The following is a 13,747-nucleotide window of genomic DNA, read 5'->3' on the forward strand; positions in this document are numbered from 1 at the left end:
TGTCACTCACGAGGTGGGATCGATCTCCCGCAGCAGCCCGGTGTGCACGTCGAAGACGAAGCCTCGCACATCGTCCTTGTGGGGGAGGAACGGGTTCGTCCGGACCCGCTGCATGGACTGGCGGACGTCCTGGTCGACGTCGCGGAAGGCCTCCACGGCCCAGGCGGGGCGCTGGCCGACCTCGTCCTCCAGCTCGTGCCGGAAGTCCTCGGTCAGGCTTTCGAGGCCACAGCCGGTGTGGTGGATGAGTATCACCGTGCGGGTGCCGAGGGCGCGCTGGCTGATGGTGAGCGAGCGGATGGTGTCGTCGGTGACCACTCCGCCCGCGTTGCGGATGGTGTGGCAGTCGCCGAGCTCCAGGCCGAGGGCGGCGTGCAGGTCGAGGCGGGCGTCCATACAGGCCACGACGGCCACGTGCAGGACGGGACGGGCGTCCATGCCGGGGTCGGTGAATTTCGCGGCGTACGCCTGGTTCGCCTCCACCAGACGGTCGGTGACGGAGCGGACGCGCGTGGCCTGAGGGGCGGAGTCGGAGGGCACAGGTGCGGAAGTCGTCATGGATACGACGTTAGTGGTCACAGCTCGCATGAGCAGCGAGTGAGGGTGGACAAAGAACGTCAACGAACCGTGTTGTGAGCTAACCCACAGGGGTGGGGCGGGGGCGGCCGTCCGGGTGATTCGCACCATTTGCCGGTTCGCCGGGAGAGGGGAGCACGGCGCGCGGGGCGGTTCGTTGACCGCGGCGACCGTTGCACTAAAGTGACGCGAACCGGCCGGAGCCCGGCCCCGCAGGGCCGTCCGGACCCCGGAAAAACTGGAAAAAACCGCGTGCGCGGCGCGTACGTACGGCTGTGTACGGGTGCCGCGCCGTTATCTGAGAGGGCGCTTTGACTAGCGAGTCCCGACATGTCCCGGTGATGCTCCAGCGGTGCCTGGACCTGTTGGCCCCGGCGCTGGAGAGGCCCGGGGCGGTCGTCGTCGACTGCACCCTCGGCCTCGGCGGCCACAGCGAGGCCCTGCTGACCCGGTTCCCGGAGGCGCACCTGATCGGCCTCGACCGCGACAAGGAGGCCCTGCGGCTCTCCGGCGAGCGCCTCGCACCCTTCGGGGAGCGGGCCACCCTCGTCCACGCGATCTACGCCGACCTGGCGGAAGTGCTGGACGGCCTGCGCATCCCCGCCGTGCAGGGCATCCTCTTCGACCTCGGGGTCTCCTCCATGCAGCTGGACGAGGCCGACCGCGGGTTCGCGTACGCGCAGGACGCGCCGCTGGACATGCGGATGGACCAGACGACGGGCATCAGCGCCGCCGAGGTCCTCAACACCTACGCCCCGGGCGAGCTCGTCCGGATCCTGCGCCAGTACGGCGAGGAGAAGCAGGCCAAGCGGATCGTGTCGGCGGTCGTCCGCGAGCGCGACAAGGAGCCCTTCTCCAACAGCGCACGTCTGGTCGAGCTGATCCGCGACGCCCTGCCGCAGGCGGCGAAGCGGACCGGCGGCAACCCGGCCAAGCGGACCTTCCAGGCACTGCGGATCGAGGTCAACGGCGAGCTGTCGGGCCTGGAGCGGGCCATTCCGGCGGCCGTGGACCGGATCGCGGTCGGCGGCCGGATCGCCGTGCTCTCGTACCACTCGCTGGAGGACCGGCTGGTCAAGCAGGTGTTCGCGGCGGGCGCGGCCTCGACGGCCCCGCCGGGACTGCCGGTGGTTCCCGAGAAGTACCAGCCGAAGCTGAAGCTGCTGACGCGCGGTGCGGAGCTGCCGACGGAGGAGGAGATCGCGGAGAACCGGCGGGCGGCGCCGGCCCGCTTCCGCGGAGTCGAACGCATCCGGGAGGCGCGGCTGTGAACAAACGCGGGGGACGGCTCGGGCGGGCCCTGGCGGGCAGCCCGGCCGGGCAGGCGGCGCGGACGCCGTTCGTCCTGCTGGTGGTGGCGCTGCTCGCCGGCGGGCTGATCAGCCTGCTGCTGCTGAACTCGGCGCTGAACGAGGGCTCCTTCCAGCTGAGCAGGCTGAAGAAGGAGACCACCGCCCTGACGGACGAGGAACAGGCCCTGCAGCGGGACGTGGACGGCTACTCGGCCCCCGACGCGCTCCAGCGGCGGGCGCACGAGCTGGGCCTGGTGCCCGGCGGCAGCCCCGTCTTCATCGGCCCCGACGGCAAGGTCACGGGTACCGCCTCCCCCGCGGCGGAGCCCCCGCCCCCCTCCCCGCCGGCCTCCCCGAGCGGGCCCCCGCCGAACACCCCGGTCTCGGTCCCGGTCTCCCCGTCGGCGCCGGCGGCCACCCCGAACCCCTCGGGCTCCGCGGCCCCGGCCGCCGGCGCTCAGCAGCCCAACCAGACTCCAGGCAGGTGACGAAGTGCTGAACGGGACACCGGCCTCCGCCCGGACCCGCGCCTCGACCGTCGGCGGGGCCGGAATCGCCCTGCGGGCGATCCGGCCCGCCGGGCCCGAGCGCGGTCGCCTCCGCCCGGCGAACCCGGCCCCGCCGGAGGGTGGCCGTAACGCCGCGTACGGGCACCACCGCGGAGCACGGGCGTGAGCCCCCAGGATCCGCCGCGCCGGCGGGTACCCGGGCCCGGGAGACCCCGGCCGGGCGGCGAGCGCGCGCGGGCCACCGCGCGGCCGGCCGCCAGGCCCACGAGCCGCCCCGCCACGCGCCCGGCCACCCGCCGCCCCGCCGCGTCCCGCACCCCGCACACCATCCGGCTGGGCAAGCCCAAGCCCCGGCTGCGCCTGGTCAGCGTCGGGCTGACCCTGGTCATGCTGGCCTTCGTCGTACGGCTCCTGCAGGTGCAGGCCGTCGACGCCTCCGCGTACTCCGCCAAGGCCTCCGAGAACCGTTTCGCCAGCTACACCCTGGCCGCCGAACGCGGGGAGATCACCGATCGCAAGGGCGTGGCACTGGCCACCAGCGTGGACGCGTACGACATCACGGCCGACCCCAAGATGTTCACGCCGCAGGACAGCAAGGCCCCGGACGCCCCCGAGCAGGCCGCGGCCCTCCTCGCGCCCATCCTCGGCAAGGACGCCAAGGAACTCGCCGAGCGCCTGAAGACCAAGAACACCCGCTACGTCGTCCTGGCCCGCCGCCAGACCCCCCAGGTCTGGAACCAGATCAAGGACCTCAAGCGGGTCTTCGCCGACAAGGCCGAGGCCGACCGGAAGAACAACGGCCCCGGCGCCAACGTCCTGTCCGGCGTGTTCAACGAGAACAGCAGCAAGCGCGTGTACCCGGGCGGGGACCTGGCCGCCGGGATACTGGGCTACGTGAACGCCGAGGGCAAGGGCGGCGGCGGCCTGGAGTCCTCCCTCGACAAGAAGCTGGCCGGCAAGGACGGCGAGCTCACCTACGCCCAGTCCGGCGGCCGCCGCGTGCCCACCGCGGGCTCCAGCGAGAAGCCCGCCGTACCCGGCGAGGACATCGAGCTGACCATCGACCGCGACATCCAGTGGGCGGCGCAGAGCGCCATCACCGAGCAGGTCGCCAAGTCGGAGGCCGACCGCGGCTACGTCGTCGTCCAGGACACCCGCACCGGCGAGGTCCTCGCCATGGCCAACGCCCCGGGCTTCGACCCCAACGACCTGACGAGGGCCAGCTCCGCCGCCATGGGCAACGCGGCGCTCCAGGACGTGTACGAGCCCGGCTCCACCGCCAAGGTGATGTCGATGGCCGCCGTACTGGAGGAGAAGAAGGCCACCCCCGAGACGCACGTCGAAGTCCCGAACCGGCTGCACCGCGGCGACCGCCTGTTCAAGGACGACGTCGACCACCCGACCTGGTACCTGACCCTCAACGGGGTCCTCGCCAAGTCCTCCAACATCGGCACCATCCTGGCCACCGGCCAGCTCGGCCCCACCCAGTCCGAGGCCAACAAGGTCCTCCACTCGTACCTGACCAAGTTCGGCATCGGCCGGCCCACCGGCCTGAACTACCCCGGCGAGTCCCGCGGCATCCTCGCCAAGCCCGAGGACTGGTCCACCTCCCAGCAGTACACGATCCCTTTCGGCCAGGGACTGTCCCTCAACGCCATGCAGGCGGCCTCCGTGTACTCGACCATCGCCAACGGCGGGGTCCGGATCGAGCCGACCCTGGTACGCGGCACCAAGGGCCCCGACGGCCGCTTCACCCCCGCCCCGGCCCCCGCGCAGACCCGCGTGGTCAGCCCGGACACCGCCAAGACCCTCGCGCAGATGCTCGAATCGGTGGTCGACGACCAGGACGGCACCGGCACCAAGGCCCGCATCCCCGGCTACCGGGTCGGCGGCAAGACCGGCACCTCCAACCGAGTGGATCCGGCCACCGGCCGCTACAAGGGCTACACCGCCTCCTTCGCCGGCTTCGCGCCCGCCGACAACCCCCGCATCACCGTCTACTGCGCCATCCAGAACCCCACGAAGGGCAGCTACTTCGGCGGTCAGATCTGCGGGCCCATCTACAAGAAGGTCATGGAGTTCGCCCTCAAGACCCTCCAGGTCGCCCCCACCGGAACCGCCCCCGCCGGGCTCCCGGTCACCTACGAGCAAGGGGCCCCGGCCAGTACCCCGCCCAATCCGCAGCCCTGACAGTGACCGCCCGCCCGCCGGCCCGCCACAAGAGCGTGAGGCACCACCAGTGACAACGATCACCCCGAAACCCGGGAACCGCCCGGTCCCCGGCACCGAGGCCGGGCCCTCGCTTCGCGACCGGCCCGCCGCGCCCGGTACGCTCACCGCCGTGTCCCACGCTGATCAGCCCAGAACCGCCCAGAACGCCGCCCCGGCAGCGCCGCCGGGAGCCCCCAGGCCCGAGTCCGTCCGCCCGATCCCCCTGGGCGAGCTGGCCACCGTGCTGGGCATCGCAGCCCCCGCCGCGGCGGAGCCGCAGATCACCGGCATCACGCACGACTCCCGTGCCGTGCGCCCCGGCGACCTGTACGCGGCCCTGCCGGGTGCCCGGCTGCACGGCGCGGACTTCGCCACGCAGGCGGCCGCCCTCGGCGCCGCGGCCGTGCTGACCGACCCGGCCGGAGCCGACCGCGCCGCCGCGACCGGGCTGCCGGTCCTCTCGGTCGCCGACCCGCGCGGCCGGATGGGCGAACTGGCCGCCACGATCTACGGCCGCCCGGGTGAGGGCCTCCTCCAGATCGGGATCACCGGCACCTCCGGCAAGACCACCACCGCCTACCTGGTCGAGGGCGGACTGCGCGGCGCCGGACGCCGGACCGGACTCATCGGCACCGTCGAGATGCGCATCGCGGACGAGCGCATCAAGTCCGAGCGCACCACCCCCGAGGCCACCGACCTCCAGGCCCTCTTCGCCGTCATGCGCGAACGCGGGGTCGAGGCCGTCGCCATGGAGGTCTCCAGCCACGCCCTGGTGCTGGGCCGGGTCGACGGCTGCGTCTTCGACGTAGCCGTCTTCAACAACCTGAGCCCGGAGCACATGGAGTTCCACTCCGACATGGAGGACTACTTCCAGGCCAAGGCGCAGCTCTTCACCGGGCGCCGCGCCCGCGTCGGCGTGGTCAACATCGACGACGAGTACGGCCGCCGCCTCGCCAAGGAGTCGGCGATCCCGGTGGTCACCTTCTCCGCCGCCGGCGACCCGGCCGCCGACTGGCGCGCCGAGGACGTGGTCAGCGGCCACATGGACTCCACCCTGACCCTGGCCGGGCCGGACGGACAGCGCGTACGGGCCACGGCCCCGCTGCCCGGCCCGTTCAACGTCGCCAACACCGTCGCCGCGATCGTCACCCTCGCCGCCGCCGGGATCGACCCGCAGACCGCCGCCGACGGCGTCGCGGCGGTCCCCGGGGTCCCCGGCCGGCTGGAGCGGGTGGACGCGGGCCAGCCGTACCTGGCGGTCGTGGACTACGCGCACAAGACGGACGCCGTCGAATCGGTCCTGCGCGCGCTGCGCGAGGTCACCACCGGCAGGCTCCACATCGTCCTGGGCTGCGGAGGCGACCGCGACACCACCAAGCGCGCCCCCATGGGCGCGGCGGCCGCCCGGTTCGCCGACACCGCCGTCCTGACCTCCGACAACCCGCGCTCCGAGGACCCCCTCGCGATCCTCGCCGCGATGTTCGAAGGCGCCGTGTCCGTGCCGCCGGCCGAACGGGGCACCGTCCTCGTCGACGCCGACCGGGCCGCGGCCATCGCCGCCGCCGTCGCGCGCGCCGAGCCGGGCGACACCGTGCTCGTCGCCGGCAAGGGCCACGAGCAGGGTCAGGACACCGCGGGCGTCGTACGGCCCTTCGACGACCGCGCGGTGCTCCGCACCGCGATCGAGACAGCGCAGCACAGCCATGGACAGGCCGAGGTGAACCAGTGATCGCCCTTTCCCTCGCCGAGATCGCCGACATCACCGGCGGGCGGCCCCACGACATACCGGATCCGTCCGTCCGCATCACCGGGCCCGTCGTCATCGACTCCCGCCAGGCGGAGGCCGGCAGCCTGTTCGCCGCCTTCGCGGGCGAACACGTCGACGGCCACGACTACGCGGTTCGCGCGGTCGACGCCGGCGCCGCGGCCGTGCTCTCGGCCCGGCCCGTCGGCGTGCCCGCCATCGTCGTCCCCGATGTCGAGAAGGCGCTCGGCGCCCTCGCCCGGGCCGTCGTCGAGCGCCTGGGCACCGACGTGGTGGCCCTGACCGGCTCCGCCGGGAAGACCTCCACCAAGGACCTCATCGCCCAGGTGCTCCAGGCCCACGCGCCCACCGTGTGGACGCCCGGCTCCCTCAACAACGAGATCGGCCTGCCGCTCACCGCCCTGAGGGCCACAGAGGAAACCCGGCACCTGGTACTGGAGATGGGCGCCCGCGGGATCGGCCACATCGACTACCTCACCGGCCTGACCCCGCCTCGGATCGGCCTCGTCCTGAACGTCGGGACCGCCCACATCGGCGAGTTCGGCGGCCGCGAGCAGATCGCGCAGGCCAAGGGCGAGCTGGTGGAGGCCCTGCCGGCCGAGGCCGACGGCGGAATCGCCGTACTGAACGCCGACGACCCCCTGGTGCGCGCGATGACCGCCCGCACGAAGGCCCGTACGGTCCTCTTCGGGGAGGCCGAGGACGCCGAAGTCCGGGCCACCGAGGTACGGATGACGCCCTCGGGACAGCCCTCCTTCACACTCCGCACACCGACCGGGTGCAGTGATGTGACCTTGCGGCTGTACGGTGAGCACCACGTGTCGAACGCGCTCGCCGCGGCCGCCGTCGCCCACGTACTGGGCATGTCCGTCGACGAGATCGCCACCGCGCTCTCCGGGGCGGGCACGTTGTCCCGGTGGCGGATGGAGGTCACCGAGCGGGCGGACGGCGTCACGATCGTCAACGACGCCTACAACGCGAATCCCGAGTCCATGCGGGCCGCTCTGCGCGCACTTGCCGCGATGGGCGGCGCCGCCAGGGCGAACGGGGGACGTACGTGGGCGGTGCTCGGCCCGATGGCCGAGCTCGGTGACGCATCGCTGGCGGAGCACGACGCGGTGGGACGGCTTGCCGTCCGGCTCAACGTGAGCAAGCTCGTCGCAGTCGGGGGCAGGGAAGCGTCCTGGCTGCAACTGGGCGCATATAACGAGGGTTCGTGGGGTGAGGAGTCGGTGCTCGTGTCCGACGCGCAGGCGGCGGTCGACCTGTTGCGCAGTGAACTGCGCCCGGGTGACGTCGTGCTGGTGAAGGCTTCCAGGTCGATCGGCCTGGAGCGGGTCGCGCTGGCGTTGCTGGAGCGCGAGGGCGAGGTCGCCGGCCGATGAGGCAGATCCTGTTCGCGGGAGTCATCGGACTCTTCCTCACGCTCATCGGCACCCCGCTGCTGATCAAGGGCCTGGCCCGCAAGGGCTACGGCCAGTTCATCCGCGACGACGGCCCCCGCGGCCACGCCGGGAAGAAGGGCACGCCCACCATGGGCGGCATCTCCTTCATCCTGGCGACGCTCGTCGCCTACGCCCTGACGAAGGTCATCACGTCCAGCGAGCCGACCTTCTCGGGCCTGCTCGTCCTGTTCCTGATGGCGGGCATGGGCCTGGTCGGCTTCCTCGACGACTACATCAAGATCGTCAAGCAGCGCTCGCTGGGCCTCCGGGCCAAGGCGAAGATGGCCGGCCAGCTGATCGTCGGCATCGCCTTCGCGGTGCTCGCGCTCCAGTTCTCGGACTCGCGCGGGCTGACCCCGGCCTCCGACAGGCTGTCGTTCGTCGCGGACTTCGGCTGGTCGATCGGCCCGGTGCTGTTCGTGGTCTGGGCGCTGTTCATGATCCTGGCCATGTCCAACGGCGTGAACCTGACCGACGGTCTGGACGGCCTGGCCACCGGCGCCGCCGTGATGGTCTTCGGCGCCTACACCTTCATCGGCGTCTGGCAGTACCAGGAGTCCTGCGTCAACGCGCAGACCCTGACCAATCCGGCCGCCTGCTTCGAGGTGCGCGACCCGCTGGACCTCGCGGTCGTCGCCTCCGCCCTGATGGGCGCCTGCTTCGGCTTCCTGTGGTGGAACACCTCGCCCGCCAAGATCTTCATGGGTGACACCGGCTCGCTGGCCCTCGGCGGCGCGCTCGCCGGTCTGGCGATCTGCTCCCGCACGGAGTTCCTGATGGCGCTCCTCGGCGGTCTGTTCGTCCTCATCACCCTGTCGGTCGTCATCCAGGTCGGCTCCTTCAAGCTGACCGGGAAGCGCGTCTTCCGGATGGCGCCGCTCCAGCACCACTTCGAACTCAAGGGCTGGTCCGAAGTCCTTGTCGTGGTCCGCTTCTGGATCATCCAGGGCATGTGCGTCATCGTGGGTCTCGGTCTCTTCTACGCGGGATGGGCAGCCGAAAAGTGACCTCCTGGCAGGGCAGCAACATCACCGTCGCCGGCCTCGGCGTGAGCGGCATCAGTGCCGCCCGCGCCCTGGCCGGCCTCGGCGCGCGGGTGACCGTCGTCGACAACGGCGACGGCGACGCGCACCGGGCGCGGGCCGCCGAACTCGCGCAGCAGGGCATCGAGGTCCGCCTCGGACGCCTGGACGACGGCACCCCGGCGGGCGAGTCGCTGCCCGAGGGCACCGACCTCGTGGTCACCTCGCCCGGCTGGAAGCCCGACAGCCCACTGTTCGCGGCCGCCGCCGCGGCGGGTGTGGACGTCGTGGGCGACGTGGAGATCGCCTGGCGGCTGCGGGGCCCCGACGCGGCGCCCTGGCTCGCCATCACCGGGACCAACGGCAAGACCACCACCACCCAGATGCTCGCCTCGATCCTCAAGGCCGCCGGCCTGCGGACCGCGGCCGTCGGGAACATCGGCACGCCGATCATCGACGTGGTGACCGGCGAGGAGACGTACGACGTGCTCGCCGTCGAGCTCTCCAGCTACCAGCTGCACTGGGCGCCCTCGGTACGGGCCCACTCCGCGGTCGTCCTCAACCTGGCCCCGGACCACCTCGACTGGCACGGCTCCATGGAGGCGTACGGCGCCGACAAGGGCCGGATCTACGAGGGCAACAAGGTCGCCTGCGTCTACAACGCGGCGGACAAGGCCACCGAGGACCTGGTCGTGGAGGCCGACGTCGAAGAGGGCTGCCGGGCCATCGGCTTCACCCTCGGCGCCCCCGGCCCCTCCATGCTCGGAGTGGTCGACGGCATCCTCGTCGACCGGGCCTTCGTGGCGGACCGGCACAAGAACGCCCAGGAGCTCGCGCAGGTCGAGGACGTCAACCCGCCCGCCCCGCACAACATCGCCAACGCGCTCGCCGCGGCGGCACTGGCCCGCGCCTTCGGCGTCGAGCCGCGCGCGGTCCGCGACGGGCTGCGCGACTTCCGCCCCGACGCGCACCGGGTCGCGTACGTGGACGAGGTCGCCTCGGTCACCTACATCGACGACTCCAAGGCCACCAACACGCACGCCGCGGAGGCCTCCCTGGCGGCCTTCGAGCCGGTCGTCTGGATCGCCGGCGGCCTCGCCAAGGGCGCGACCTTCGACGAACTCGTCCAGAAGTCCGCGAAGCGGCTGCGCGGCGCGGTGCTGATCGGCGCCGACCGGGCCTTGATCGCCGAGGCGCTGGCGCGACACGCCCCGGAGGTCCCGGTCGTGGACCTCGCACGGACCGACACTGGGGCGATGCTCGCAGCGGTCCGGGAAGCGGCCCGGCTCGCCGAGCCCGGCGACACGGTCCTGCTGGCACCTGCCTGTGCCTCGATGGACATGTTCGCGAACTACAACAAGCGCGGGGACGCATTCGCCGACGCGGTGCGCGAACTGGCTGCCGAGAGCGCCTAGGTCGGTCGATCCCAGGGCGGATTCCCTCCGACCGACCGGCTGCTCGCCGCGTACGAGTGGAGGGGAAGACAGAGATGCCGGACAGGCAAGTGCTGCCGGGTCGGCGGCCGTCCGCCGTGAAGACCGTCAGGCCGCAGGGCCGCAAGCGCCCGGCGGCGGGCGGGAAGCGGCCCGCGCGGCGCGGGCCGCTGGACCGGTTGCGGCGTACGCAGACGCAGTTGCGCCGGGCCTGGGACCGGCCGCTCACGGCGTATTACCTGATCTTCGGCAGCTCGCTGCTCATCACCGTGCTCGGCCTGGTGATGGTCTACTCGGCCTCCATGATCAAGGCGCTCCAGCTCGGCCTGGGCGACGCGTACTTCTTCAAGAAGCAGTTCCTGGCCGCCCTGATCGGCACCGGACTGCTGCTGGGCGCCTCCCGGATGCCCGTCAAGCTGCACCGGGCGCTGTCCTATCCCGTACTCGCGGGCACGCTCTTCCTGATGGTCCTGGTCCAGGTCCCCGGGATAGGGGTGGCGATCAACGGCAATCAGAATTGGATCTCCCTTGGCGGTCCGTTCATGCTCCAGCCCAGTGAGTTCGGCAAGCTCGCACTGATCCTGTGGGGCGCCGACCTGCTGGCGCGCAAGGGCGACAAGGGACTGCTCAGCCAGTGGAAGCACCTGCTGGTCCCGCTGGTCCCGGTCGCCTTCGTGCTGCTCGGGCTCATCATGCTCGGCGGGGACATGGGCACCGCGATGATCCTCGGAGCCATCCTGTTCGGTCTGTTGTGGCTGGCGGGGGCGCCGACGAGGATGTTCGTGGGGGTGCTGGCCTTCGCGGGTGCGATCGTCGCACTGCTCATCAAGACCAGTCCGCACCGCATGGACCGGCTCGCGTGCATCGGCGCGACCGAACCGGGCAGGAACGACCTGTGCTGGCAGGCCGTCCACGGAATCTATGCGCTGGCTTCCGGCGGATGGTTCGGTTCCGGTTTGGGTGCCAGTGTGGAAAAATGGGGGCAACTGCCAGAGGCCCACACCGACTTCATCTTCGCCATCACCGGCGAGGAACTGGGTCTGGCGGGGACGCTGTCGGTGCTCGCCCTGTTCGCGGCCCTAGGCTATGCGGGTATCCGCGTGGCCGGACGCACGGAGGACCCCTTCGTACGGTATGCCGCGGGAGGCGTGACCACCTGGATCACGGCGCAGGCCGTGATCAACATCGGTGCGGTGCTCGGTCTGCTGCCGATCGCCGGGGTCCCGCTCCCGCTGTTCTCCTACGGAGGGTCAGCCCTGCTGCCGACCATGTTCGCGGTCGGACTGCTCATCGCCTTCGCGCGGGAGGAGCCCGCCGCGCGCGCGGCGCTCGCGATGCGGAGGCCGAAGAACGGGCGGCCGCGGGCCGGGCAGAGATGGAAGTCGATGAGACGGCGCGTCAAGAAGCGTCCGTCCGGAGAGCGGTGAATTTCGGTGCATGTCGTACTCGCCGGTGGGGGGACCGCCGGCCACATCGAGCCGGCGCTCGCCCTCGCGGACGCCCTGCGCAGGCAGGACCCTTCCGTGGGCATCACCGCCCTCGGCACGGAACGCGGACTCGAAACCCGCCTGGTGCCGGAGCGCGGCTACGAGCTGGGACTGATCCCCGCCGTACCGCTGCCCCGTAAACCCACACCCGAGCTGATCACCGTCCCCGGACGGCTGCGCGGCACCATCAAGGCCGCGGAGGAGATCCTCCTGCGCACCAAGGCCGACTGCGTCGTCGGCTTCGGCGGTTACGTGGCCCTGCCCGGCTACCTGGCCGCCAAGCGCCTCGGGGTGCCGATCATCGTCCACGAGGCCAACGCCCGGCCCGGACTGGCCAACAAGATCGGCTCCCGGTACGCGCACGCCGTCGCGGTCTCCACCCCCGACAGCAAGCTGCGGGGCGCCCGCTACGTCGGCATCCCGCTGCGGCGCTCCATCTCCACCCTCGACCGGGCCGCGGTCCGCCCGGAGGCGCGCGCCGCCTTCGGCCTCGACCCCAACCTGCCGACGCTGCTGGTCTCCGGCGGCTCGCAGGGCGCCCGCCGCCTCAACGAGACCATCCAGCAGGTCGCGCCGACCCTCCAGCGCTCCGGGATCCAGATCCTGCACGCGGTCGGGCCGAAGAACGAACTGCCGCGTGTCGACAACATGCCCGGGATGCCGCCGTACGTGCCGGTACCGTACGTGGACCGGATGGATCTCGCGTACGCCGCCGCCGACATGATGCTGTGCCGGGCGGGCGCGATGACCGTCGCCGAACTCTCCGCCGTCGGGCTCCCCGCCGCCTACGTCCCGTTGCCGATCGGCAACGGCGAACAGCGGCTCAACGCCCAGCCGGTGGTCAAGGCCGGCGGCGGCCTGCTCGTGGACGACGCGGAACTGACGCCCCAGTGGGTGCTGGACCAGGTCCTCCCGGTGCTCGCCGACCCGCACCGCCTGTACGAGATGTCCCGCGCCGCCGGTGAGTTCGGCCGCCGGGACGCCGACGAGCTGCTGGTCGCGATGGTGTACGAGGCGATTGCCGCCCACAGGAACCGCTGAGGCGGTAAGCACTGACGCAGGAGGCAGGAGTGGCCGGAGCGACGACCGCGGAACGCGGCAACTCGGGGGCTGCCCGGAAGGGACCAGGCTCCGCCCGGCCCTCCAAGCCCCCGAAGCGGTCGAAGGGATCCGGCCTGCGAGGCCCCGGCGGCACACGACTGCGCCGGGGCCCCGTCCTCGTGCTCTGCCTCGCCGCCGCGCTGCTCCTGGCGGCCGGCTGCACCTGGGTGTTCTACGGCTCCTCCTGGCTCCGGATCGAGAAGGTGACCGTCACCGGTACCGAGGTCCTCACCCCGGAACAGGTGCTGGAGGCCGCCGCGGTGCCCAAGGGCGCGCCCCTGGTGTCCGTGGACACCGACGAGATCGGGAGCCGGCTCCGCGGCCGCCTGCCCCGCATCGATTCGGTCGATGTGGTGCGGGCCTGGCCGCACGGAATCGGACTGAAGGTGACGGAACGCAAACCGGTCCTGCTCATCAAAAAGGACGCCAACTTCGTGGAAGTGGACGCATCGGGTGTGCGATTCGACACTGTTGCGAAAGCACCCGCCGGCGTTCCGGTCCTCGAATTGAACGCCGCTCAGTCGCCGAGCGGCCGCCGCTTCGACGAGGAGCGGCTGCTGCACGAGGCCGTCGGCGTCGCGGGCGGTCTCCCGGAGGCGATCGCCAAGGAGACCGTGCAGGTCAAGGTGCGGTCGTACGACTCGGTCATGCTGGAGTTGACCGGCGGTCGAACGGTGGTCTGGGGGAGCGGCGAACAGAGCGAGGCGAAAGGCCGAGCACTGACCGCACTCCTGAAGGTCTCGGCCAAGGCTGACCACTTTGACGTGAGCGTCCCCACCGCCCCCTCGTTGTCCGGGAGTTGACGTCCGGTCGAACAGCGAAGCACCCTGGTTGGCCAGCGATACGGGTGATCACATAGGGTGAAAAGAAAAACGGGAGGTTCGGCGTGTTCGTTGAACACGCGCT

General features: G+C 71.7%; 11 protein-coding genes. 10 read left to right on the forward strand and 1 reads right to left on the reverse strand.

What is annotated here, in order from left to right; all coding sequences use genetic code 11:
• Positions 1–6 precede the first annotated feature (6 nt).
• Positions 7–558, reverse strand: a complete 552-nt coding sequence (locus AB0M99_RS05550; protein WP_365917350.1) for a carbonic anhydrase — start codon at positions 556–558, stop codon at positions 7–9.
• Positions 559–887: 329 nt separating this feature from the next.
• Between AB0M99_RS05550 and rsmH the strand changes: the two genes are divergently transcribed.
• The 10 genes from rsmH to AB0M99_RS05600 all read left to right on the forward strand — a co-directional run bounded on the left by rsmH (position 888) and on the right by AB0M99_RS05600 (position 13,644).
• Positions 888–1,847 (forward strand): 16S rRNA (cytosine(1402)-N(4))-methyltransferase RsmH, encoded by a 960-nt coding sequence (gene rsmH, locus AB0M99_RS05555; protein ID WP_365917351.1) that lies wholly within the window; start codon positions 888–890, stop codon positions 1,845–1,847.
• Positions 1,844–2,356, forward strand: a complete 513-nt coding sequence (locus tag AB0M99_RS05560) for a hypothetical protein (protein WP_365917352.1) — start codon at positions 1,844–1,846, stop codon at positions 2,354–2,356. The genes rsmH and AB0M99_RS05560 overlap by 4 nt, the downstream gene beginning before the upstream one ends.
• 183 nt (positions 2,357–2,539) lie before the next feature.
• Entirely contained in the window at positions 2,540–4,567 is a 2,028-nt protein-coding gene (locus AB0M99_RS05565) for a penicillin-binding protein 2 (protein WP_365917353.1), read from the forward strand.
• A gap of 49 nt (positions 4,568–4,616) precedes the next feature.
• Positions 4,617–6,317, forward strand: a complete 1,701-nt coding sequence (locus AB0M99_RS05570; protein ID WP_365917354.1) for a UDP-N-acetylmuramoyl-L-alanyl-D-glutamate--2,6-diaminopimelate ligase — start codon at positions 4,617–4,619, stop codon at positions 6,315–6,317.
• On the forward strand, positions 6,314–7,738 hold the full coding sequence (murF, locus tag AB0M99_RS05575) for a UDP-N-acetylmuramoyl-tripeptide--D-alanyl-D-alanine ligase (RefSeq protein ID WP_365917355.1): 1,425 nt from the start codon (positions 6,314–6,316) through the stop codon (positions 7,736–7,738). Before AB0M99_RS05570 ends, murF begins: the two co-directional genes overlap by 4 nt.
• Entirely contained in the window at positions 7,735–8,805 is a 1,071-nt protein-coding gene (gene mraY, locus AB0M99_RS05580) for a phospho-N-acetylmuramoyl-pentapeptide-transferase (RefSeq protein WP_365917356.1), read from the forward strand. Before murF ends, mraY begins: the two co-directional genes overlap by 4 nt.
• Positions 8,787–10,235, forward strand: a complete 1,449-nt coding sequence (gene murD, locus AB0M99_RS05585) for a UDP-N-acetylmuramoyl-L-alanine--D-glutamate ligase (protein ID WP_365917357.1) — start codon at positions 8,787–8,789, stop codon at positions 10,233–10,235. Before mraY ends, murD begins: the two co-directional genes overlap by 19 nt.
• 74 nt (positions 10,236–10,309) lie before the next feature.
• Positions 10,310–11,680, forward strand: a complete 1,371-nt coding sequence (gene ftsW / locus AB0M99_RS05590) for a putative lipid II flippase FtsW (RefSeq protein WP_365917358.1) — start codon at positions 10,310–10,312, stop codon at positions 11,678–11,680.
• Positions 11,681–11,686: 6 nt separating this feature from the next.
• Entirely contained in the window at positions 11,687–12,781 is a 1,095-nt protein-coding gene (gene murG / locus AB0M99_RS05595) for an undecaprenyldiphospho-muramoylpentapeptide beta-N-acetylglucosaminyltransferase (protein WP_365917359.1), read from the forward strand.
• Positions 12,782–12,939: 158 nt separating this feature from the next.
• Positions 12,940–13,644, forward strand: a complete 705-nt coding sequence (locus AB0M99_RS05600; protein WP_365917393.1) for an FtsQ-type POTRA domain-containing protein — start codon at positions 12,940–12,942, stop codon at positions 13,642–13,644.
• The last annotated feature ends 103 nt before the right edge of the window (positions 13,645–13,747 follow it).

It is taken from the genome of Streptomyces sp. NPDC051183 (assembly GCF_040682455.1).
In the GTDB taxonomy this organism is placed as follows: Bacteria; Actinomycetota; Actinomycetes; order Streptomycetales; family Streptomycetaceae; genus Streptomyces.

Excerpts from the sequence above, each read along its gene's own strand:
- ftsW (WP_365917358.1), top strand. The coding sequence starts at position 10,310 with ATGCCGGACAGGCAAGTGCTGCCGGGTCGGCGGCCGTCCGCCGTGAAG.
- AB0M99_RS05550 (WP_365917350.1), bottom strand. The coding sequence starts at position 558 with ATGACGACTTCCGCACCTGTGCCCTCCGACTCCGCCCCTCAGGCCACG.
- mraY (WP_365917356.1), top strand. The coding sequence starts at position 7,735 with ATGAGGCAGATCCTGTTCGCGGGAGTCATCGGACTCTTCCTCACGCTC.
- murD (WP_365917357.1), top strand. The coding sequence starts at position 8,787 with ATGGGCAGCCGAAAAGTGACCTCCTGGCAGGGCAGCAACATCACCGTC.